The 22,319-nt window shown below is 43.0% G+C and carries 21 protein-coding genes and 3 tRNA genes; 13 read left to right on the top strand and 11 right to left on the bottom strand.

Features of this window, described 5'->3' with window-relative positions; all coding sequences use genetic code 11:
* The first annotated feature begins 44 nt into the window (after positions 1-44).
* Together OGM16_03745 and OGM16_03740 are read left to right on the top strand one after the other, a co-directional pair.
* The gene (locus OGM16_03745; protein ID UYJ47395.1) at positions 45-767 is read left to right on the top strand and encodes an N-acetylmuramoyl-L-alanine amidase; all 723 of its coding nucleotides are present in this window, start codon (positions 45-47) and stop codon (positions 765-767) included.
* A gap of 783 nt (positions 768-1,550) precedes the next feature.
* Positions 1,551-2,033: a DUF2798 domain-containing protein gene (locus OGM16_03740; GenBank protein ID UYJ47394.1), complete on the top strand. Its 483-nt coding sequence runs from the start codon at positions 1,551-1,553 to the stop codon at positions 2,031-2,033.
* A gap of 79 nt (positions 2,034-2,112) precedes the next feature.
* Here OGM16_03740 and OGM16_03735 read toward each other — a convergent pair whose 3' ends face one another.
* The 6 genes from OGM16_03735 to OGM16_03710 all read right to left on the bottom strand — a co-directional run bounded on the left by OGM16_03735 (position 2,113) and on the right by OGM16_03710 (position 5,872).
* Complete coding sequence (locus OGM16_03735; GenBank protein ID UYJ47393.1) at positions 2,113-2,397, bottom strand: hypothetical protein; 285 nt, start codon at positions 2,395-2,397, stop codon at positions 2,113-2,115.
* Between the two features lie 237 nt (positions 2,398-2,634).
* Positions 2,635-2,706 (bottom strand) — tRNA-Gly (locus tag OGM16_03730).
* A 26-nt stretch (positions 2,707-2,732) separates the two neighbouring features.
* Positions 2,733-2,803, bottom strand: a tRNA-Gly gene (locus OGM16_03725).
* 4 nt (positions 2,804-2,807) lie between these two features.
* Positions 2,808-2,880: transfer RNA gene (locus tag OGM16_03720), tRNA-Phe, on the bottom strand.
* Between the two features lie 122 nt (positions 2,881-3,002).
* The gene (gene rpoN, locus OGM16_03715) at positions 3,003-4,388 is read right to left on the bottom strand and encodes an RNA polymerase factor sigma-54 (GenBank protein UYJ47392.1); all 1,386 of its coding nucleotides are present in this window, start codon (positions 4,386-4,388) and stop codon (positions 3,003-3,005) included.
* Between the two features lie 302 nt (positions 4,389-4,690).
* Positions 4,691-5,872, bottom strand: a complete 1,182-nt coding sequence (locus OGM16_03710) for a transposase (GenBank protein UYJ47391.1) — start codon at positions 5,870-5,872, stop codon at positions 4,691-4,693.
* A gap of 521 nt (positions 5,873-6,393) precedes the next feature.
* Between OGM16_03710 and OGM16_03705 the strand changes: the two genes are divergently transcribed.
* Positions 6,394-7,530 carry an aldo/keto reductase gene (locus tag OGM16_03705; GenBank protein ID UYJ47390.1) on the top strand — a complete coding sequence of 379 codons (1,137 nt, stop codon included), beginning with the start codon at positions 6,394-6,396 and terminating at the stop codon, positions 7,528-7,530.
* Here the strand turns inward: OGM16_03705 and OGM16_03700 are convergent.
* The gene (locus OGM16_03700; GenBank protein ID UYJ48387.1) at positions 7,527-8,390 is read right to left on the bottom strand and encodes a YitT family protein; all 864 of its coding nucleotides are present in this window, start codon (positions 8,388-8,390) and stop codon (positions 7,527-7,529) included. The two genes, OGM16_03705 and OGM16_03700, sit on opposite strands and share 4 nt — an antisense overlap.
* 194 nt (positions 8,391-8,584) lie before the next feature.
* Here OGM16_03700 and OGM16_03695 point away from each other — a divergent pair, with 194 nt between their 5' ends.
* Positions 8,585-9,787 (top strand): M20 family metallopeptidase, encoded by a 1,203-nt coding sequence (locus OGM16_03695; protein ID UYJ47389.1) that lies wholly within the window; start codon positions 8,585-8,587, stop codon positions 9,785-9,787.
* Positions 9,788-9,943: 156 nt separating this feature from the next.
* A complete protein-coding gene (locus OGM16_03690) occupies positions 9,944-10,864 on the top strand; it encodes a sugar phosphate nucleotidyltransferase (GenBank protein ID UYJ47388.1) in 921 nt (306 codons plus the stop codon).
* 61 nt (positions 10,865-10,925) lie between these two features.
* Here OGM16_03690 and OGM16_03685 read toward each other — a convergent pair whose 3' ends face one another.
* Complete coding sequence (locus OGM16_03685) at positions 10,926-11,192, bottom strand: helix-turn-helix transcriptional regulator (protein UYJ47387.1); 267 nt, start codon at positions 11,190-11,192, stop codon at positions 10,926-10,928.
* A 129-nt stretch (positions 11,193-11,321) separates the two neighbouring features.
* Between OGM16_03685 and OGM16_03680 the strand changes: the two genes are divergently transcribed.
* From OGM16_03680 to OGM16_03645, 8 genes are all read left to right on the top strand, one after another.
* Positions 11,322-11,948 (top strand): DUF1819 family protein, encoded by a 627-nt coding sequence (locus tag OGM16_03680; protein ID UYJ47386.1) that lies wholly within the window; start codon positions 11,322-11,324, stop codon positions 11,946-11,948.
* Positions 11,945-12,280: a DUF4869 domain-containing protein gene (locus tag OGM16_03675; protein UYJ47385.1), complete on the top strand. Its 336-nt coding sequence runs from the start codon at positions 11,945-11,947 to the stop codon at positions 12,278-12,280. The genes OGM16_03680 and OGM16_03675 overlap by 4 nt, the downstream gene beginning before the upstream one ends.
* A gap of 632 nt (positions 12,281-12,912) precedes the next feature.
* The gene (locus OGM16_03670) at positions 12,913-13,530 is read left to right on the top strand and encodes a PBECR4 domain-containing protein (GenBank protein ID UYJ47384.1); all 618 of its coding nucleotides are present in this window, start codon (positions 12,913-12,915) and stop codon (positions 13,528-13,530) included.
* Positions 13,531-14,017: 487 nt separating this feature from the next.
* A complete protein-coding gene (yyaC, locus tag OGM16_03665) occupies positions 14,018-14,527 on the top strand; it encodes a spore protease YyaC (GenBank protein UYJ48386.1) in 510 nt (169 codons plus the stop codon).
* Positions 14,528-14,596: 69 nt separating this feature from the next.
* Positions 14,597-15,874: a LysM peptidoglycan-binding domain-containing protein gene (locus OGM16_03660; GenBank protein ID UYJ47383.1), complete on the top strand. Its 1,278-nt coding sequence runs from the start codon at positions 14,597-14,599 to the stop codon at positions 15,872-15,874.
* A gap of 156 nt (positions 15,875-16,030) precedes the next feature.
* Entirely contained in the window at positions 16,031-17,314 is a 1,284-nt protein-coding gene (locus OGM16_03655; GenBank protein ID UYJ47382.1) for a DUF5711 family protein, read from the top strand.
* Between the two features lie 105 nt (positions 17,315-17,419).
* Positions 17,420-18,364, top strand: coding sequence for an ROK family glucokinase (locus OGM16_03650; protein UYJ47381.1), 945 nt, complete (start codon positions 17,420-17,422; stop codon positions 18,362-18,364).
* Positions 18,365-18,451: 87 nt separating this feature from the next.
* Positions 18,452-18,682 (top strand): GntR family transcriptional regulator, encoded by a 231-nt coding sequence (locus tag OGM16_03645; GenBank protein ID UYJ47380.1) that lies wholly within the window; start codon positions 18,452-18,454, stop codon positions 18,680-18,682.
* A 242-nt stretch (positions 18,683-18,924) separates the two neighbouring features.
* Here OGM16_03645 and OGM16_03640 read toward each other — a convergent pair whose 3' ends face one another.
* The 3 genes from OGM16_03640 to OGM16_03630 all read right to left on the bottom strand — a co-directional run bounded on the left by OGM16_03640 (position 18,925) and on the right by OGM16_03630 (position 22,239).
* Positions 18,925-19,998, bottom strand: a complete 1,074-nt coding sequence (locus tag OGM16_03640) for a hypothetical protein (protein ID UYJ47379.1) — start codon at positions 19,996-19,998, stop codon at positions 18,925-18,927.
* Between the two features lie 119 nt (positions 19,999-20,117).
* On the bottom strand, positions 20,118-21,524 hold the full coding sequence (locus tag OGM16_03635; protein UYJ47378.1) for a HAMP domain-containing histidine kinase: 1,407 nt from the start codon (positions 21,522-21,524) through the stop codon (positions 20,118-20,120).
* A 4-nt stretch (positions 21,525-21,528) separates the two neighbouring features.
* Positions 21,529-22,239: a response regulator transcription factor gene (locus OGM16_03630; GenBank protein ID UYJ47377.1), complete on the bottom strand. Its 711-nt coding sequence runs from the start codon at positions 22,237-22,239 to the stop codon at positions 21,529-21,531.
* Positions 22,240-22,319: the final 80 nt, after the last annotated feature.

Genomic DNA, 22,319 nt, shown 5'->3' with positions numbered 1-22,319 from the left:
GCCACTGAATATACTGGATAAAAAGAGTGTGCAGGTCTGATCTTATGAAACAGTCTCCTTATCAGCTTTTTATGGGAGTGGTTCTTCTTTGCACAGTTACGTTTTTATCCTGGCAGGCAGGTTCACTGGCGGCAGCCGGGGTGCAGTTTATACATGCAGAAAATGGTTCTGGAGAGAAAAAGAAATATATTGTCTGTGTGGATCCGGGTCACGGCGGCACTGACCCTGGAAAAGTAGGAATCAATGGACAGCTGGAAAAAGATATAAACCTGGCAATCGCAAAAAAGCTTAAAACCTATCTGGAAGCATCGGATGTGACAGTGGTCCTTACCCGTGATAAAGACATGGGGCTTTATTCTTCTGGTGACGCTCATAAAAAAATGGCGGATATGCGTAAACGTTGTCAGCTGATCGAGGAGGTAAAGCCGGATTTGGTGATTAGCATCCATCAGAACAGCTATCACGAAGAGGCCATACGTGGCGGACAGGTATTCTATTATAAGACTTCTGTCCGGGGCAAAAAGCTAGCCCAGATCCTTCAGGAACGCTTTGACTATGTGCTGGGAGATGCTAATAAAAGACAGGCAAAGGCTAATGACAATTATTACCTTCTGCTTCATGTAAAAGAGCCTATTATTATTGCAGAATGTGGATTTTTATCTAACTGGGAAGAGGCGGAAAAACTGGAAACAAAAGAGTACCAGGACCGGCTGGCCTGGACCTTACATATGGGGATCATGGAGTATCTGAATCAGGAAATAGGATAAGCGTAATTGGCATATAACAGGAATGGATATTGTAAGTGCCGTACAAAATATATTGTATATAGATAAAATGTATTATATAAAGTGCCGAAATGCAAAAAAAATAAAAAAAACACTTACGAAACAGGAAAAGAGCCGTTATAATAGTGCCTTGTTAAAACAGAATGCGCAAGCGTACGACGCAGTGAGATTGCATACAGACATATTATGATGTGAGTGTCAAAAGTAAATTTTGCCACTCACTTATGTAACCGGATTGCTCCATTGCTATGCAATTCCCGCAATCCTCGAACACCTCAAACTCCCATAAAATGGAGTGTTCACACCATTTTATTTCGTTTTCGGTGTTCGGCGTGTCAATAAGTATAAATTGCTTATTTGTGCGAGCACAAACGCAATTTATACTTTTGACACTTACATCATATTATATGAAATATAAAAGTAGAGATCAAACGAGTCACCGTGAAACATTAAAATATGTTTCCAGGTCCCCGTAGGGTCTCTTTTTTGTGGTCGTATGCACGAAAAAAATATTAAGATGTCCTTTCAGGGTTTTTCATATACCTCATCAGGTACAAAAAGATTCCGGGAGTACATTAAGATGTACTCTCAGAATCTTTCCTGCACTTGCTTTTACGGCTGATTTTCCGCCAGTTGCACCCGAATTTCATCAACGTACGCACCGCGTACGCCTCAGAAATTTGGGAACAACTGACAAAAAATCTTCTCGTAAAATCAAGTACAAAAAGATTCCGGGAGTACATTAAGTGAAAAGGAGAAATGAAAATGCCGCAGAACAAAAGAGAAAGTCTGATCTACAGTGTAATGATGTGTTTTACCATGGTGCTCTGGATGAGCATGTATAATGTTACCCTTCATATGGGTGGCTTTAGCACAGAGGTGCTTCGTGAAGGATGGCTGGGATTCCCCATCGCCGTAGTATTTGCCTTCTGCATGGATTGGTTTGTAGTATCTGGTCTTGCAAAGGGAATTGCTTTTCGCTTCTTTGCAAACAGAGACAGCAGCGTTTTAAAGAAGGTGATCGTTATTTCTACCTGCATGGTAGTTCCTATGGTCATTATCATGTCCTTCTATGGTGCAATGGAAGCCTGTGTCCGTTCCGGACAGTGGGGCTTGCTGCTTATCATCTGGTTTACTAATATCCCTAAAAACTTTATCATGGCACTCCCATTCCAGCTGATCGTTGCAGGTCCGTTAGTAAGAACTGTATTCAGAAGCCTGTTTCCGGAAGGAAAGGTTCTGGCCTGATCTGACTATATAAAGCCTGAAAAAGAGCCGGTGTCCGCTAACTAAATGTGGCAGACACCGGCCCTTTTACATATATAGATTATTGTCTGCTGATGACTGAACCATCATATGTATACATAAGTCCGGGACATGCAAACATGATGCTGCCTTTGTCTTCGGCAGAATCAAGATCAAAATATGTGATTCCATTATAGCTGTCGCTGTATATATAATCATGCTCAAAGACTTCGCCATCGCTATATATAGCCTTTTCATGAATAGAATTTGTGCTCTTGTTATATGTGAGCACATAGGTTGCGTAGGAAGTTACATAAGTTCCACTGTAATCATCATTCTGGTTGCTCTTTGAAGCATCCATCGGCATAATATCCGCCGAAATCATCCTGCCACCACCAGCCGTTTGCATAACTTTGCCAGCCAGCTGCCAATGATGTAAATCCGGCTCCCATAGTCATAGATGCTGCAAGGGCGATAAGGGCTGCTTTTTCATAGTATTATTCCTCCCTCTGGCTTAAAATGTTATAATACCATTATACTGCAATTATATTGGAAATCAATTAATACACAAAAAAATCCCGGCATAACCGGGATAAAAAATAAGAGCGCGAGACGGGATTCGAACCCGCGGCCCCCACCTTGGCAAGGTGGTGCTCCACCCCTGAGCCACTCGCGCATAAAATGAAAATATTTAATTTTTAAAGCAGGTGATGGGAATCGAACCCACGTATCTAGCTTGGAAGGCTAGTGTTCTACCATTGAACTACACCTGCACAGTGCCCAAAGTCGGAATCGAACCAACGACACGAGGATTTTCAGTCCTCTGCTCTACCAACTGAGCTATCTGGGCATCCCGGTCAGCAATGATCTGTATTACCGACAACGGTGATATCATACCTTTTTTTAGAAAAAAAGTCAAGCATTTTATATAAAAAATTTTTAAATTTTTTTTATAGTTTTACCGGCTGCTTATCAGGTATATTCTTTCCTGCCGCTGGCATCCGGAATTCCTTCTTCTTCCCTGTATTTTGCAATGGTTCTTCTGGAAATGGAAATCCCCTTTTCCGCCAGCTTTTCCCCCAGAATGCGGTCACTGTATGGCTTTTTCTTGTTTTCCTCTTCAATGATCTCATGGAGGAACTGTTTTATTTTGTGGGCGGTTATTTCTTTTGCCGGATTGTTTGATCTTTCAGAAGCAGAAGCTCCTACGTTTCTGGAGAAGAAGAAATTCATAGGATATACACCCCAGGAGCACTGAAGATATTTCTTGCTCACAGCACGGCTGACTGTGGATTCATGGATTCCCAGTGTTTCTGCAATATCTGCCATACGCAGAGGTTTTAAATAATTAGGGCCGTGTGAGAAAAAAGCTTCCTGACGTTGTAAGATCACCCTTGATACATCCATCAGGGTCTTGCTGCGCTGTGTGATACACTGCTTTATCCATTCTGCCTGCCGGATCTTATTTCCAAGATATTCCTTTAATTCCTGTGAGTCAGGTGCCTGGTTCATCTGGCGGTAGTAGCTGTTGACCTCAATGCCCGGATACATGGACTCGTTTAACAAAATATCAAAATGATCTTTGAATTTTACGATGGTAACATCTGGGATAATATAGCGCAGCTGGTCACGGCTGCTGAAGGATACGCCAGGCTTTGGGTTCAAGGATTTAATGATCTGGCAGTAGCCGGCTGCTTCACCAGAAGAAAGGTGGAGTGTTCTGGCAATAGCCGGGATCTGGTTTTTTGCCACCATATCCAGGTGGTCATCGATCAGTGATTCCATAACAGGTGTGAGCATTTTTTTACGTTTTAATTGTATCTTTAAACATTCTTCCAGGTTAAAAGCACAGACACCGGACGGGTCTAAAGATTTTAACTCATCTAAGATATGGTCAATAGTGGCAATATCTGTTTTAAAATATGCGGCAATATCCTCAGGCATTTCAGTGAGATATCCCCGGTTGTCCAGGCTGTCCAGACAGAAATGGATGATCTCAGTCTCTAGCTCAGAAAAGTTTTCTGTGACCAGCTGTGACCAAAGATAGTCTGCTAATGTTTCCCCTTCGTCTGTATTAATGTTCCAGGTGTCTTTAAAATCATAGTCATCATCATTATTCTGGCGCTGGTACAGATAATAGTTTTCTTCGTTAAAGGAATTAAGCCACTGCTGCTGTTCGATAGATTCTTTCTGATCGTTCCCGGCAACAGGCTCTACAATGTCGATAACCGGATTTTCCAGTGCAAGGTCATTTACATATGTATTTAATTCCTGAGATGTCATCTGAAGGATCTCTGCAGACTGTATCATGCGTTGTGATAATATCTGTGACTGCTTGACCTGTAGTTTCAGATCCATAGTAGTTCCCCCTCTTTTTCTGTAGCATGTATTCTCCGAATCTTTTTGAGTGCATTAGTATATAAACAGACTCGTAAATTTGTGCTGACGCATTCATTACAGTATAACATAAATCCAGAATTGCTACAATGTCGGGGGTTTTATGCCAGGGATTTCGCTTTTAGCACTGTATATTTATAAATAGTGCCCCTCTCACGCTTATTTTCTCTTTTGCTTCCTGAATAGCTGAATGCGCACAACGTCCCCCCTTAGTTAAATTTAGCTCATTTCAAAGCGCCTGTTTTTATTTTCCCACTGACAGACTATCCGCCCTTTTCATACAAGATACTTTTTACTTTTTCCAATAATAGCTCATCACAAAACTTCCGGTTCACACTTTTTCGGCTGATTCCACTTTCTTTAAATCTTTGAATACGGCGATACAGGTATAATTCTCTCATGTTGAAGCCGATGATCATCAGATCAAATATTACTTCTGTTGCTGCATGGCAATAGCAATGTTTTGCGTGATAATACGTTTTCAACTGGTGGAATCCATTCTCTTCTATATCCCATCTTCGGTTCATCATCTCCCATAAAACCCGAGGTTCCCCTTGATCCAGAGTCGTTACCAGCCACATCCGGCGTTCGTTTTCTTTCCAGCTTTCATGATATCGGATCACACGAAGCTTATGGGGACTATTATCTATCTCAAATCCTGAAAGATCCCAGACTTCTATATTCTTTTTTCCACAGGTAAACGACCTTTTTTTCCCCTCATCCCGCTTAAACAGGCTTTCCGCATCCTGAAACAGTTCCCTTCGTTCATCTTTTAGTCGGATCACCGCATCCAGTCCGCACTCTTTTATCGTATTGATAAATGGGGCATTCAGATACAGCGCATCTGCTACGATCACATCTGCGAAATGTCCGTGTCTTTCCTTCAGACGTCTGATCAGCTTTTTTCCTCCTGTCAGTTCTCCTTCATCTTTTTCCGCTCCGTCCCTCGGTTTTAACATTTCCTGGCCCAGGATTACATGTGGCGTTTTTCCTACTGTCATACAGACCACGCTCCGGTGGAAATATTCTGTTTCACCTGCACGGTTTTTCCGGCTAAGGCAGTCCGAACAGGACTTTTTTGTGCTGTTGAACAATTCCACTCCATCGATACCGGCTACAACATATCCACCTATAGTCCCTTCCCGAAATACACGGTTGCTTTTTATGATATCGATCGTCTGGTCGTGGATCTCACGGATCTCATCTGGATCTATCTGGGTAAGAAGGTCACGGACCGCATCAATTTTAGGTATTTTTCCATGTATGCAGTTTTTCAATCGTTTTCCCATACTTTCAGGCGCAGAAAAAACTGTATGAAAACTCTCATACTGCAGCATCAGAAAGAGCAGTGCCGGCATGACGATATTAAATAATGGGATCGTTCTTCTTTTTCTTTTGTCCGATAACCCCTTGATTTTCTCCGGGATTTTATATACACTTTTCATATAAGTTAGCAGCTTCTTTAATGCTAATTTTTCATTAAGGACACCTTCTTTCGTGTTGTTTTGTGGGTAACATAATTATACAATAAAAGGTGTCCTTTTTGATTGCTTATGCAGAAAAAACAGTAACTTTTTATTCAATATGAGAATTCCCCGTTCTGCCAGATGGATCCCTTGCAAAACGGGGAACTTTTTATCTTAAAAGCGAAATCCCTGGTTTTATGCGAATGGTTTTTTGTGCCATGTTTTTTATGAGATAGTATCATGCCGCAGGGCAACACTTTAATAGAAATATGCCAGATAATTTGCTATAATAAAGGAAGTGGATTGGAAAAGGAAAGAGAACATTATGTTCTATCGGAATCTTTCTGTGTTTGATTTTGTGAGAAGATTTTTTGTCAGTTGTGCCCAAATTTCTGAGGCGTACGTTGATGAAATTTGAGTGCGACTGGCGGAAAATCAGCCACAAAAGCAAGTGCAGGAAAGACTCTGAGAGGACATTATATAAAAACAGGAGGAAGAGAATGAAGTACAGAACCATGCGCTTTATCGGCGGAGAGGAAAATGTGTCCCTTTTGGGTTTAGGATGCATGCGTTTTCCATTAAAAGAGGACGGAACCATTGACGAAGTCCAGGCAGAGGCAATGATCGAAAGAGCAATAAATGCAGGTATCAATTACATTGATACAGCGTATCCATATCATAAGGGAGAAAGTGAGCCATTTTTAGGCAGAGCCCTGAAGAAATATCCCAGAAACAGCTTCTATCTGGCAACCAAGCTGCCGGTATGGCTGGTAAACTCTGTAGAAGATGCGGAGAGACTGTTTAAAGAGCAGTTATCCAGGCTTCAGACCAAATATATTGATTATTATCTGCTCCATGCTTTAGATGCAGGCAGATGGGAAAAACTGGTAAAAGAAGGGATCATCCAGTGGGCAGAAGAGAAAAAGGCAAGCGGACAGATCCGTCATCTGGGATTTTCTTTCCATGATACATATCCGGTATTCAGAAAGATCCTTACTTATCGCCAGTGGGATTTCTGCCAGATCCAGTACAATTATATTGATACCCAGATCCAGGCGGGAGATAAAGGCTATGAGCTTGCAGCTAAAATGGGTGTTCCTATGGTGATCATGGAACCTGTAAAGGGCGGCCGTCTGGCAGAACTGCCGGAAGAAGTAGAGGAAGTTTTAAAAGAAGCAGATCCGGACCGGTCTGTTGCTTCTTACGCACTGCGTTGGGTAGGAAGTCATGAGAATGTAAAAGTGATCTTAAGCGGAATGTCCTCTATGGAACAGTTAGAGGATAATCTGGAAACATTTGGAAAATTCCAGCCGCTGACAGAGTTGGAAGAGGAAGCAGTTGAAAAAGCTGCTGACCTGATCCGCAGCCGGATGAAAAATGGCTGTACCTCCTGCCGTTACTGTATGCCATGTCCATTTGGAGTAAATATTCCGGAAATGTTCTCCATCTGGAATAACTGTGCTATGTTTGATGAAGCAGAAAAAGCAAAGAAAGCCTATGGTGAGCAGAAGAAGCAGAATGCATCTGCTGACCTGTGTAAAAAGTGTGGGGCATGCGAAAAGGTCTGTCCTCAGGGATTATCCATAAGGGCAGACCTTGAAAAAGTAGCAAAGGAACTGAATACAGAAGAGGTTTAATTTGCAAGAAAGCCTTTTCCGATGATCTCGCTGGAATTGGAGATCAGCATAAATGCAGTAGGCTCTACACGTTTAATATAGTTGCGGAGCTTTAATGCCTGACTGCGTTTCATGGTAGTCATGATAACGGTTTTATCATGGTGAGTGAAAGCACCTTCTGCGTGGTATACAGTAGCACTGCGGTTTAAATCATTGATAATGAAATCACAGATAGGTTTCGGATCATCGCAGATGATATTGAAACATTTGCAAAGGTTGATATTCTCGATCACATCATCGATCACCAGTGATTTTGCGGCAAGACCGATAGTAGAGAATAGACCGGTCTCCACGCCGAAAATAAAGTAGGAAGCGATAACAGAGGCGATATCTACTAACATCAGTACAGTACCGATATTCATGCTGGAATATTTCTTTAAGATCATGGCAATGATGTCGGTGCCGCCGCTGGATGCCCCGATATTAAAGAGGATCGCAGTTCCCACAGCCGGAAGGAAGATGGCAAACATCAGCTCAAGAAGCGGCTGGCTGGTAAGCGGTGCGCTTAATGGGCAGAAACGCTCAAGAAGGGATAAGCTGACGGACATGACCATGGTTGCGTATACAGTTTTCAGTCCAAAGCCTTTGCCCAGGAATAAGAATCCGAACAGCAGAAGGGCTGTATTGGTAACAGATGTAAAATCACTGGCAGACCAGTGGGTCAGCTGGCTGACAACAGTGGAAAAACCGGTGATGCCACCAAAGGCGAAGTGGTTCGGGAATTTGAAAAAGTAGATTCCTACTACCATGATCCAGATACTGACGGTAATTAATCCATATTCATAAATGGTACGCAAAAATGGACTTTTTATTTCTTTCATCATCATAATGACTTAAATGCTCCTTGATCATATTTCTTAATTTTATTAAGTGGGCTTTTCATATCCTTAACCCTCTCTTATAATAGTAGGGTAAGGTTACAAGTGCAATCACCTTTTTTGCTAATATAACCACAATAAAATGGCTGTGATAAGCGCTGGAGTGTGAGTTGCTTAGAAAGGAGAAGGTAATTACTATGGAAAGAGAAAAACAGGAAGCCTGGGAACTGGCAAAACAGCTGGTGCAGATCGACAGCTCAGATCCCGGAGCCTATGAAGAAGAGATCGGTCTGTGGATCACAGACTGGTTCAAGAAACAGATCGCAGACTTTGGGGGCCAGCTGGCAGACCAGATCCATGTAAGCCGTCTGGAAGTTCTGCCCGGACGTTATAATGTAATGGCAAAGATACCTGGAAAAACAGAAGGACCGGGACTTATTTATATCTGCCATATGGATACGGTCATGCTGGGGGATGGCTGGGATGAGGATATTTCCCCGCTGGGTGCTATGATCCGTGACGGAAAAATGTATGGTCGTGGTGCCTGTGATATGAAATCCGGTCTTGCCTGTGCTTTAACTGCCTTTAAAAATATGGTAAAGAAGGTGGGAGAAAGAGGCGAACTGCCAGAAAAGCCATTTTCCATGATCTGTTCCGTAGATGAAGAGGACTTTATGCGTGGTGTAGAAGCTGCTATTAAGGCCGGATGGGTCACAAAAAATGACTGGATCCTGGATACAGAGCCAACTGACGGCCAGATCCAGGTAGCCCACAAGGGAAGGACCTGGTTTGAACTGACCATGACAGGAATTACTGCCCATGCCAGCAATCCATGGAAGGGAGCCGATGCTATCGCAGCTATGGCAGAAGCCATCAGCAGCATAAGAAAAGAGATCAAGGCATGCCCGGCCCATCATGATCTGGGAATTTCTACAGTCACTTTTGGCCAGATCACTGGCGGCTACCGTCCATATGTAGTTCCGGACAGTGCGAAAGTCTGGATTGATATGCGTCTGGTCCCGCCTACAGATACAGCGGCAGCCAAAGCCATTGTAGACCGGGCTATCAGGAAAGCAGAGGAAGAGATACCGGGAGTTAAAGGAAGTTATATTATTACCGGAGACAGACCATATGTAGAAAAAGATGATGATTCAGAGCTTTTGGCGAATTTAAAGGCAGCTGTAAAGGAAACAACGGGAGAAGAAGCTGTAGTAGGTTCCTTTAACGGTTACACAGATACAGCAGTAATCGCAGGGACTTTGATGAACCACAACTGCATGTCTTATGGACCGGGAAGTCTGGAGCTGGCTCACAAGCCAAATGAGTATGTTCCGTATGAAGATGTGTGCAGAGTGGAGAAGGTGTTGTCTGTTCTGGCTGAAAATGTGCTGTTTAGCTGAGGATTTCCGTATTTTTAAGACTTATTTAATGATTTTCATGGGGTATTGGTTTTGCCTTTTAAAAGAAAGTGTGCTATAGTGTAACCAATGCGCAGAACATGGATTTCTGTGGTTTTATAAAAGTCTTATTAAATACGTGGTTTAAGGAGAAAAAGTATGAAAGAAACTGCATTGGTGATCATGGCAGCTGGTATTGGCAGCCGTTTTGGCGGCGGAATTAAGCAGTTAGCACCGGTTGGCCCAAATGGTGAGATCATCATGGATTATTCCATTCATGATGCTATTGAAGCAGGATTTAATAAAGTAGTATTTATTATCCGTAAAGATCTGGAAAAGGATTTTAAGGAGATCATCGGAAACAGGATCGAAAAACAGATCCCGGTCATCTACGCATACCAGGAGCTGGATGCTCTTCCAGAAGGATATGAAGTGACAGAAGGACGTACCAAGCCGTGGGGAACCGGTCAGGCAGTTCTTACTGTAAAGGGCCTGATCGACTGTCCATTCCTCGTTATCAATGCAGATGACTATTACGGAAAAAAAGGCTTCTGCAAGATCCATGAATATATGGTAAATGAGATGAAAGAGGACGGAGATGTTTATGACATCTGCATGGGCGGTTTTATCTTAAAGAATACCTTAAGCGACAACGGCGCTGTTACCAGAGGTGTCTGCGAAGAGGAAAATGGCATTCTGAAAAAAGTAACAGAGACTTATAATATCCGCATGATGGAAGATGGGCTTCACGCATCAGATGATGCAGGAAATCCTGTAAAAGTGCTTCCTGAGCAGCTGGTTTCCATGAATATGTGGGGACTTCCGGTCAGCTTCTTAAACGAACTGGAAAAAGGATTTCCTGAATTCTTAGATAACTTAAAGCCAGGTGATATCAAAGCAGAATACCTCCTTCCAAAGATCATTGATCAGTTAGTACACGAAGGCAAAGCAAAGGTCCGTGTTCTGGATACACCAGATAAGTGGTTTGGCGTTACCTATAAAGAAGACAAGCAGGCAGTTGTAGATGCCATCAGAGGCCTGATCAGCGCCGGAGTTTATAAAGAGAAGCTGTTTGATTAATTAAACAGGTAATGTAGAAAATATACTACGTAATTTATAGAAGACACAGCAGAAATGCAATTTACGCTTTCTGCTGTGTCTTTTTTTCTTCTGGACAGTGATAATGGATGATGTCACCTGGCTTACAGTCAAGAACATAACAGATCCGGGCGAGAATATCTCCGTCTATCTTTTCTACCTGTCCTCTATACCATTTGTCTACTACTTCAAAACGGGTATTGATCTTACGAGCCAGAGCATTTCTGGTAATGCCTTTGGCATCCATGGGAGATTTAAGCTCAATTTCAACATACCCGTATTCATTGATCGTGATGATTTCTTTTTCCATGGTTTACCCCCTGTTTTTATACTAGCTGAAAAGTAACAGCTTGACGAATCTAATCAGTAAAGTTACTATGTATATAGTAACTTTGTATATGGATGCAAAAACGTAATACTACACAAACGGAGAAGTTATATGTCTCATTCAATGAAATATAATGGAGCGATCACAGCAGAAAAATTCCTTTTTTATGAAATGCGCATTGCAGCTCGTTTTTATACACAGAATGTACCTATTGAAAAAGCCATAGAAGAGGTCAGGGAAAATAATCTTTTTCAATATCCTACAGAACGTCAGGTTTCCCGAATGGTAAGAGCCTGCTACAAACGGCTGGATGCTCTTGAAAATGAAAATTTGCAGCGAGAGATCCTTTTGGCGCCAATGGATGCGGCTAAGCAGATCAATCTTTATGCCATGATGTGTCAGAACCGCCTTGTATGGGAATTCATGGTAGATGTGATCGGTGAAAAATACAGGCAGCAGGATCTTTCTTTCTCTAAAAAGGACGTGTATGTTTTTCTGACCCGGCTTCAGGCACAAAATGATGAAGTGGCTGGTTGGAGCCCATCAACGATTTCAAGGATAAGCCAGGTTTTGGTGAAGATATTGGTGGAAACAGAGATTTTAGATAATATACGGGCATCAAAATTAAATACATTGCTTTTGTGTGAAGAACTGGAGAAAGGCATCCGCGAAAACAAAAATACAGAGGCATTGGAAGCGTTTAACTGTTTCCGGGAAGAAAGAGAGGGAATGATATGAGTAATCTGAAACAGGATCTGGACCGTATCCGGGAACGCATATCAGATCCTTCTTTTTTAAAAAATGAAGGATTGTGCAATGAAGTGGGAATACATATCCAGGATGTGGATCATTGCACAGTTATCAGTTCACATATTATTGACAGTCCTATACTGGGAGCCATAACGCCACGCGAATTGTCTGGCGGAGTGAAAGTTTTGATTCTTATGTTGAAAGACGATTCTTTTATTTACAACATGTCGAATTGTGGAGATAACTGTGTATATTTTGAAGTGGATGCCTTTCTGCCGGTATGTGACAGAACTTCTTGGGGTACTCAAATGGGAAATTGAGGAAAAAGTGACCAGCAGCGGAACGGTAATCGGAGAATTCCCTTATGGAATTACTAAGACGGATGAACTTAGAGTGTAGTTTTACCCGGAACTGATCAGTGAGTTCAAAGCGGTTTCTGCCTACTATATCAGTACCAAGATGGATGGAACCAGCGTGACCATGTACTGGAAAGACGGTAATTTCGGAGTATGCAGACGAAACTACGAATATGAAGATAACGATAAATGTGCCATATGGAAATATGCTCATGAGCATAAGATCGAAGAGCGCTTAAGGGAGAATAATATTCCAGTCATAAAATTAAAAAAAGATTGCTATTTTCAGAGATGCTGAGTATAATATAAGTACCAAGAGAGAAATCTCTTCCTGATTTCAGGATACGAAGCATAAGGTGTTTGCTTCCGTTGCGCTGGCAACGTTAAAACTTTGCGCTTACTCTTCAGCCAGAGGATAATCAAGCCGGATAGGTGAAATGCCTGTAATTTGGTGGCAAAGCACCATAATGAAACCAGTTTTATGAGAATTATGGAGAAACCTTTGATACAAAGGTTTCTCTTTTACGTTAAGGGGAAATATGAAATGTACGGCACGGAATGTAAGAATATTGACGTCTGAGGAAATGTTAACTATATTGCGTAAAAGCGCAACTTTATATTCGGAATACGTTGATACTACCTTATTGTTCATATTTAGAAAGAGCAAGTCAGATACCTATGACCATTATGAAGTCCGGTTTGGTAAGAATAATTTCATGCATTTGGCAGGGATAAAGAGTGAGTCCCTAAATGCCAATGAATTTTATGAAGCTTGTATATCGGGAGAAATTACCAGGGAGCAATGTAAGCCACGGAGAGATGCAAGCACCATGTATTCAAAAATAGGAGTAATGGAGAAAATATTGGATCTGAGAAATAGTAAGTGTTATAAGATCGGAGAAAAAGATTTAGTAACACGAGACAATGACTTTGAAATGGCTACTGGAAATTCAACAGGGGTAATAGGATACGATTCGCGAATAAAGAAAAAGGGAACTAATCAGGTTGACCGGACAAAGGCATCTGTTCCAACGACATTACTGAACAGTGCTATTACGAATTATTGCTCAGATCCACAGAAGATTATGTTTGTTTTACAAAAGACAGATGCTGATGATACATACAATAAATTGTTTTACGAAATAAAGAAAGATCTATTTCAAATAGAAAAAGATGGTTTCACAGATGCGTTGAAATCATTGATTTCATTGTAATGGTCAATTTGTATTTATTGGGGGAAAATAATTCTTAATTGAGAAAAGTCAATTCATATTGAGGCGAGGGGAATGGTGCTATATATATTCCGCAGGGGAGGATTTAGTATACTAAAGTGGAAATGGATAGCAGGACATGCTGGACCATCTCCGCTTTTTTTCTTGGTCAAAAAAATCCTGCTAACCAAATCTAAGCTATTAGGTGGTAGCTGAATTTGGAGTATATGAGATTTTCTTTTTGCTGACAAACGGGATTAAGAATTAAGAATATTGAATAAAACTCATCACTGTCGCCTATACTATAAAAACGGAATCAGTACAGTTATTTACGAAACGATGTACTGGTTATAAGAAAACAGGCAAACATGAAACGGATACCGGGGTGGAGAACTTGGCGATGAGATTGTGGAAGTCTTTTCGTATGCAGCGAAGAGACGATATTTCTTATTATGATACAATGGGGGAGTTTGAGGCGGAGCGGTTTGCGGTGAATTTGAACCAGCTGATCGCCGAGGAAATGGTAGAAAAACAGAAAGCAGGGGTAATATTTCTGTGTATCGGTACAGATCGTTCTACAGGGGACAGTCTGGGGCCGCTGGTGGGGCATAAGCTTCGAAAATACAGATTGAAAAAGGCGGCTGTGATCGGAACTCTGGATAAGCCGGTCCATGCCATGAACTTAGAGCTTTATGCAGCCTATATACACAACCATTTCCCAAATCATGTGGTAGTGGCCATCGATGCATCCGTAGGAAGTCCGGATCACGTTGGATTTGCAACATTGGGAAAAGGGGCACTGCAGCCGGGACTGGGAGTTTCCAAGGAACTGGGAGAAGTAGGGGATATTTCCATTACCGGGATCGTGGGCGGTGCAGGCAATCATGATCCTGTGATGCTCCAGAGTGTGAGGCTTTCTATGGTGATGAAAATGGCAGACTGTATATGTGAAAGCATTGCCCTTGTCGAACGATTTTGGGAAAATACAGCCATAATATGACAAAAATTTAGCACCTCTTTTGCTATTCTTATGTGAGAACATATAGGAACAGCAAAAGGGGTGTTAAATATGGGCGAATTATATGAGCTTTATCCCAAACTGCCGAAAAATATCCGGCAGATCGGGGAACGTGATACAGTATTGCGGCTTTATGTGGAAGATTATGTGAATACATATTTAAAGCGGCTGAAACCAGGAAATGGGCAGAATCTCCGTGTGGGGCTGCTTCTTGGAAACCGGGAGATCCATGAGGACATGCCGTATGTATTTGTGGATGGTGCCATGGAGATGGAACTGCTGCCTCAGGACGGTGAAAAGGTGGTATTTACAGAGGAAGCCTGGAAAAGGGCATATCAACAGGTAGAGACCATGTTCCCAAGAAGAACGGTCCAGGGCTGGTTTTTATGCGCAGGAGAAGGCATTACCTTAAATCCGCTGAATTACTGGCGGCAGCACAGCCAGTATTTTACAGGAAAAAACCAGCTGATGTATTTAAACAGCGGTCTGGATGGGGAAGAAGCGGTTTACATCACATCCACAGATGGCTTTTATCAGCTGCGCGGCTACAGCATTTATTATGAGCGTAACCAGCTGATGCAGGATTATATGATTGCCAGAAAGGATATCCTTCGGGAGGAAAGCAGGACAGATGACCGGGCGATCCGTGATTTCCGCAAAAAAATGGACGAGCACAGAACGGCGGCTGTACAGCAGAAAAGTACGGTAAATGTCCTTTCCGGCCTTTGCAGCGTACTGGCAGTCATGGTACTGGCCGGAGGTGTTGCCATGTTCAATAATTATAAAAAGCTTCATGAAATGGAAGAGGTAGTGGCATCAGCAGACCTGGGGGCAGTGATCCGGGAAGCAAGAGGCGGTGTATATCCGAGTGAGGGGGAGAAAAAAAGCCGGGAATCAGCCATGGAGGTATTGCCGGAGACTATGGTGCCGGATGATGGGTTGTCTGGAACTGAAACAGACACTTCAGAGAGTGGAAGTGAAGCTGGTGCCGCAGATGCAATGGTTTCAGGGCAGACAGATGCTGTTTCCGGGACAAACGAAGATACAGCCCGGTCAGGACAGATGCTGCAGTCCAAGGTGGCTGGTTCCGGTCAGGAATCTGTACCGGAAACAACAGATGGCGCATCTGCACAAACCACTGCTGCTTTTGCAGAACCTGCTAATTCCACACCATCTTACAAAGTATATATAGTAGGTGAAGGAGAGACGCTTTATGGAATCTGTTTTAAGGAGTACAATAATATCAGAAAGCTGGAAGAGATCTGCCGTATTAATTCCCTGACAGATGAAAACAGTATTTATGCGGGCCAGAAGCTGCTGCTTCCCTGAAATGTTCCAAAAAGTCAGAGATATTCAGATTTATTCAGAGCTATTTGCATGGATTAGTTGTCGATTTTTCCAGTGAAATGTTGTATACTTAAGCGGGTGTAAGAGAATATGAACATTATACGATTGCTATAAAAGAACATTTCACAGGAGACAAGGATGGATAATTCCAGTTTAATGAACCGTGAAAATAAAAAAAGGCAGCTGCGACGCCAGATCGTTCCTCCTATGTACCAGAATGAACAGGAAAGCGAACAGGCGATCCGCAATGCCCATAAAAAGACCGTCAGAAAACGTATGACGATCTTTATCATTGCAGCAGTGCTTTTAGGCGGCGCTGCTTTTAGTATTTATTATTATGACCGCTATCATACCTTCTATGATTTCCAGGTGGTGTGGGAAAAGAGCCTGACTGAGGAAAATCAGGAAGCAGCGATCCAGGGGGAAGGTAGTTTCTGTGGATATATGGAGTTTGGTGACGGTGTGATCAAGTACACCAAGGACGGAGCTTCTTACATAGACAGCAGGGGAAAAGCCATCTGGATGCAGAGTTATGAGATGAAATCACCCTTTGTCACTGTAAATGGCGATTTTGCAGCTATTGGGGACAAACAGGGAAATTCCATTTATATCTGCGACCGCAGTGGCTGTCAGGGACAGGTTACTACCACACTGCCGGTCCTTTCATTGTCCGTATCTGCAAAAGGAGTGGTAGCTTCTGTACAGGAGGATTCCAAGGCAAGTTATATTTATCTGTATAAAAAGGATGGAAGTGCCCTGGATATTTATGTGAAATCCCTTCTTTCCGGAGATGGTTATCCGGTGGATGTAAGCCTTTCACCAGGCGGAACCCAGTGGATCACCTCGTTTATGTATCTGGAACAGGGAATGATCAAAAATAAGATCGTATTTTACAATTTTGGCCTTGGAAAGAATGACCCGAAACGGGTAGTGGGCATTTTTCTTCCAGAGGATCTAAGTGATGCCATGGCAGGAAGAGTCCGGTTTATGGATGAAAGCCATGCAGTGGCCTTTACTGATAAGGGACTGCAGTTTTTCTCTACCCGTGTGGAAACTTCTCCGGAATCCACCAGTCAGATATTGCTGGATGAAAATATACGCAGCATCAGCTATAATGATCAGTATGCCGGTGTTATAACGGATAATGGGTCTGGTGCTGACCCATACTGTCTGCGCATTTATAAGCCGGATGGAAGCACTGTATTTGAGACTACCTTCAGTTATCAGTATACCGGTTTTGACATAGAGGATGATCTGGTAATGCTGTATAATGATAATTCCTGTTGTATTTACAACATGGCGGGAACCCGGAAATTCAGCGGAACCTTTGATTTTACTGTAAATAAAGTTCTTGCCGGCCGTTTCCCCGGAACTATTCTTATAATGGGAAACCAGAAAATGGAAGAGATACGGCTGAAGTAAGGCAGTCGTACAATCGTAAACCAGTCGTACAATAAATAGTAAATCAGCCATACAATAATAAACCAGTTATATAATAATAAAACCAGGAAAGAGAGGATATATACTATGGGGATGAAGTGCATCGGTGTTGATATAGGGGGAACCAGTGTAAAGATCGGTCTTTTTGAGACTACAGGAGAGCTTTTGGACAAGTGGGAGGTAAAGACCTGTAAGGAAGATGGCGGAGTGAATATCCTGCCGGATGTGGCAGCGTCTATCCGTAAAAAACTGGATGAAATGGGACTGGACCTGAAGAAGGATATTACAGGCGCCGGAATGGGTGTTCCGGGACCTGTTATGCCTGACGGATATGTGGAAGTATGTGTAAATCTTGGCTGGCGGGATCTGAACCCGCAGGAAGAGTTAAGCAGTCTCTTAGACGGCATTCCTGTAAAGAGCGGAAATGATGCTAACGTGGCAGCTCTTGGTGAAATGTGGCAGGGAGGCGGAAAAGGATATTCTGACCTGGTCATGGTCACTTTAGGGACCGGAGTTGGCGGTGGTGTTATTATTGACCAGAAGATCATTGCGGGAAAACATGGACTCGGGGGAGAAATCGGCCATATTCATGTGCGTGATGATGAATGGGAACACTGCAACTGCGGCGGTGTAGGCTGCTTAGAGCAGGTAAGCTCTGCAACCGGTATTGCAAGAGAAGCAAGAAGGACCATGGCAAAATCTGATAAGCAGTCCATGCTTCGACAATTCGGTGATAATGTAAGTGCAAAGAACGTGTTAGATGCTGCAAAAGCAGGAGATGAGATGGCATTGGAGGTAATGAAGACCGTCAGCCACTATTTAGGTCTGGCACTGGCACAGGTAGCTCTTACTGTAGACCCGGAAATTTTTGTTATCGGAGGCGGTGTATCAAAGGCCGGACAGTTCCTTATTGATATGGTCCAGAAAGATTATGACTATTTCACCCCGATCTCCAAGAATAAGGGTAAACTGGGGTTAGCAACACTGGGAAATGACGCAGGTATTTATGGAGCAGCAAGATTGGTATTGTAGTAGTAAATCATTGCATATTGTGAAAAAAATAATTATAATGATGGTATGGGGAATCATTATGAAATATACAGAAAGAGTGGGAAATTTATGCCTATACCATCGAAAACTGAGAGTATCCAGACTCTCAGTGTAAAAGACAGGATTTATAATGTTGTGTGCGAATGGATCATTATCGGAGTCCTTAAATCCGGGGAAAAGATCCTTGATTCAGAGCTGGCCCAATATTTTGATGTAAGCCGCACCCCTGTAAGAGAAGCCATCCAGATGTTAGAAAGACAGAAGCTGGTAAAGGTGATCCCAAGCAGGGGAAGCATGTGAACGGATCAGTGAGGAACAGCTGCATATCAGCAGGGTAACAAGCTTTATAATAGGAATAAACGTTAAAAACAGATATAAACAGAGCCCGCCGGGAAGTGATATTGATCACAAACCGGCGGGCTTTTTATATTGCTGTGTATGATATTTGGAGTGTCAGCTGCACGCAGCAACTGACATTTATTTGTGGTGACGGATCAGCACAGTTATTTACGAAACAATGTACTGGCAGGTCATATGTCTATTTACTGGACCCATACACCGTCTGCATTTACATTGTAGCCATCTGGTGTGGTGCAGTTTACATACAGAGCACCGTCAGGAGCCAGGCAGTAATCTAAGCCGCCGACCTTGATCCAGCCGGTAGCCATATAGCCTTCTGCATCGAAATAGTACCATTTTCCGTTGATCTCTTTCCACTGGGATGCCGGATAGGAACCATCAGCGTTCTGATACCACCAGCGTACATTGTCAGCAGCATTCTTCCAGCCTTCGGTAACGGTATTGCTGTCGCCGGAAGTGGAGCCAGGAGTCCAGGCAAAGGAAGTCACCCATTTGCTTTTTGCATTGTTGCTGGCTTTTACGGAACGTACTTTAAATGTATAGCTGGAACCGTCGGTCACCCAGTTGGAGAAATCATAGTAAGTTCCATATACGGAAACTGTGGAACTGGAGCCATCTGGAGGTGTTACCAGGGAACCGTCCTTATATAACTGCAGCTGGTAATATTTGGCAGAAGGTACCTCGGTCCAGGTTGCCATACCGGGAGAGTAGGTGAACCACAGTGCACTGCCTGGTGCAGGAGCAGTGCTCATATCTGCATCTTTATCAAATACCAGGCGGACACGCAGTGCAATGGTAGCACCGCCGTCTTTTTTACTTGCGCTGACATACTCTACTTTATCATAACGGGACTTAATGGAGTTTGCAAGTGTGAGCTTGAAGTTGCTGGAACTGGTTCCGGAGAAGGTATATTCATCTTCGTCTTCCAGCCCAATGAGGATCTCAGCTTCCGGTGGATTGGATTTGCTCCAGTCTTCCCCTTCATCATTGGTAACTTCTACAGAATCAAGGTAGTAATAGTTGGTGTTGTCACCGGTGGCAGTTACTTCAACCTCGCCTCCGCTGCTTCCTGAGCGGATGTCAGTATCAATGGTCAGGTTGATCTTTCCCACTTTCTTTTTGCTTGCCGCAAAGGCGCATGGTGCCATGCAGGAAGAAACAAGAAGTGCGGAAAGGAGAAGTGCAGTTGCTTTTTTAAAACGGATCATGTTCATCGTCCTTTCTTTTGCAAAACTGTCGTTGGACAATTTTGGCATTCTTAGTTAATTCCTACTATAACATAAAATGGGTCCTTTTAAAAGCAAAGAACCCATTAGAAACAGTTTTACCCCAAATCGTAAGAAAAAGGTAAAATATACGTTATATACATAAAACTTTATAGAGAGGTAGAACCTGGCAGTGAGAAGATAAACTCGGTTCCCACACCTTCTGTGCTGATCACATCAATGTTTTCCCCATGTGCCTGAATGATCTCTTTTACAATAGAAAGTCCCAGACCGGTGCCACGTTTGTCTTTGCCTCTGGAAAGGTCAGTCTTGTAGAAGCGGTCCCAGATTTTTTTAATACTGTCTCTGGGAATGCCGATACCTGTATCTTTTACAGAAATAAAGATCTTTTCGTATTTGCTGGATGCCTGGATATAGATCACAGAGTCATCGTGGCTGAATTTGATGGCATTGTCAATGAGATTATAAAGAACCTGTTGGATCTTTCCCATGTCCGCATAGACCATCTGGATGTTATCAGAAAATGTAAGGTCAAAACGGATATGTCTGGAATCGCAGGTGCCTTCAAAAGAAGCGGCTGTGTCCTTGATCACCCGGTTGATGTCAAAATTGGTCCTGGATAAAAAGCCTTTTGCATCTAAGGAGTTTAAGGTCAGCATGCTTTCTGTCAGTTTATGAAGGCGTTCTGTCTCAGAAATAACTCTGGATAAGTATTTTTCATACATTTCCGGTGGAATGGTGCCATCTAAAATAGCTTCAAGATAACCTTTGATAGAGGTCAGCGGTGAGCGGAAATCATGGGAGACATTGGCAATGAAATTGCGCTGGTATTCCTCCATTTTATTAAGCTCATCAGACATATAATTTAAGGTGTTGGAAAGATAGCCCATTTCATCGTGTGCATTTACCTTGATCCGGTAGTTTAGATTGCCGGCAGCGTATTCATTGGCACCTGCTGCGATCTTTCGCAGGGGCAGATATACAGTGATGGTAAATACCACAAGGATGACTAGTGACAAAGCAAAGATAATGGCACAGGTCATATAGAGGATATCTAAAATATGGCTCTGGGAATCGGCGATCTCACTGACCGGCAGGTGGATGAGTACATAGCCATAAGTGGTATAATTGCCGGTTACAGGAGCAGATACACTGAGTACATTCTGGTCAAAAAGCTTATAATAGGTGCCAATGGTATAGGAACGGTTTCCGGTAGCAGTGGGGTCAAAATCCGGGATGATGGTATGGATCCTGGCACCATTTTTGCTGTCCATGATCACAACGCCGCTTTTATTGACTACCCATATTTCTGTGCGCAGGTAGGTTGACACATTTTTCAGCTGGGTGGAAAAAAGGTCCATATCCTGATGCTGGCCCTGGTACATAAGGCTGCAGGAGGCAGCAATATCATTTGCCTCATCGTATAAGGCATTGGCACGGTCTTTGACCAGATAATCACGGGTTATGCCGGAAGAAAAAGTGGCAATGGTAAGTACGCTTAAAAGGCCGAAGATCAGATAACCCAGTATAAATTTAGAGTAAAGAGAGCGGGCCATCTGATCACCTCTTCACTTCAAACTTGTAGCCGATGCCCCATACAGTAGTAATGGCCCAGTTGCCATGATCTTTGATCTTTTCACGAAGACGTTTGATGTGGACATCTACAGTACGGGTATCACCAATGTACTCATAACCCCAGATATGGTCCAGAAGCTGTTCTCTGGTAAATACCTGATTAGGAGAGGAAGCTAAAAAGTATAAAAGCTCCAGTTCCTTTGGAGGCATTTCAATGGAATGTCCCTTATAAATGACAGAATAGTTGGTCAGGTTTACGATCAGGTCCGGGTATTCTACATATTCGCCCTGCTGCTTTGGCTCTGATACTGCGGCAGCAGGGGAAGCCTGATATCGGCGCAGGACTGCTTTTACCCGGGCTACCAGCTCTTTAGAATCAAATGGCTTGATCATGTAGTCATCTGCTCCCAGCTCCAGGCCAAGGACCTTATCGAAGATCTCACCTTTGGCGGAGAGCATGATAATGGGCACCTGGGAACTGGTACGCAGCTCCCGGCATACCTGGTAGCCGTCCATGCCCGGCAGCATCAGGTCTAAAAGGACCAGGTTTGGCTTAAAATCCGGAAAACGCTTTAATGCTTCTTCCCCGTCACCTACGATCATAGTTTCATAACATTCTTTCATCAGATAAAGCGAGATCAGTTCTGCGATGTTTGCATCGTCATCTACAATGAGTATCCGCTGTTTTTCTGCCATTGCAAGTTACCTCCCTGTATAATTATCTGTTCTCCTGGAGCTGCCCATGTACCAGCTTTTGTGGCAGATCTTCCACCAGC

The organism is Lachnospiraceae bacterium (assembly GCA_025758065.1).
GTDB lineage: Bacteria > Bacillota > Clostridia > Lachnospirales > Lachnospiraceae > Enterocloster.
The sequence above is the reverse complement of the archived record's forward strand: the minus strand, read 5'-3'. Positions and strand labels throughout refer to the sequence as shown.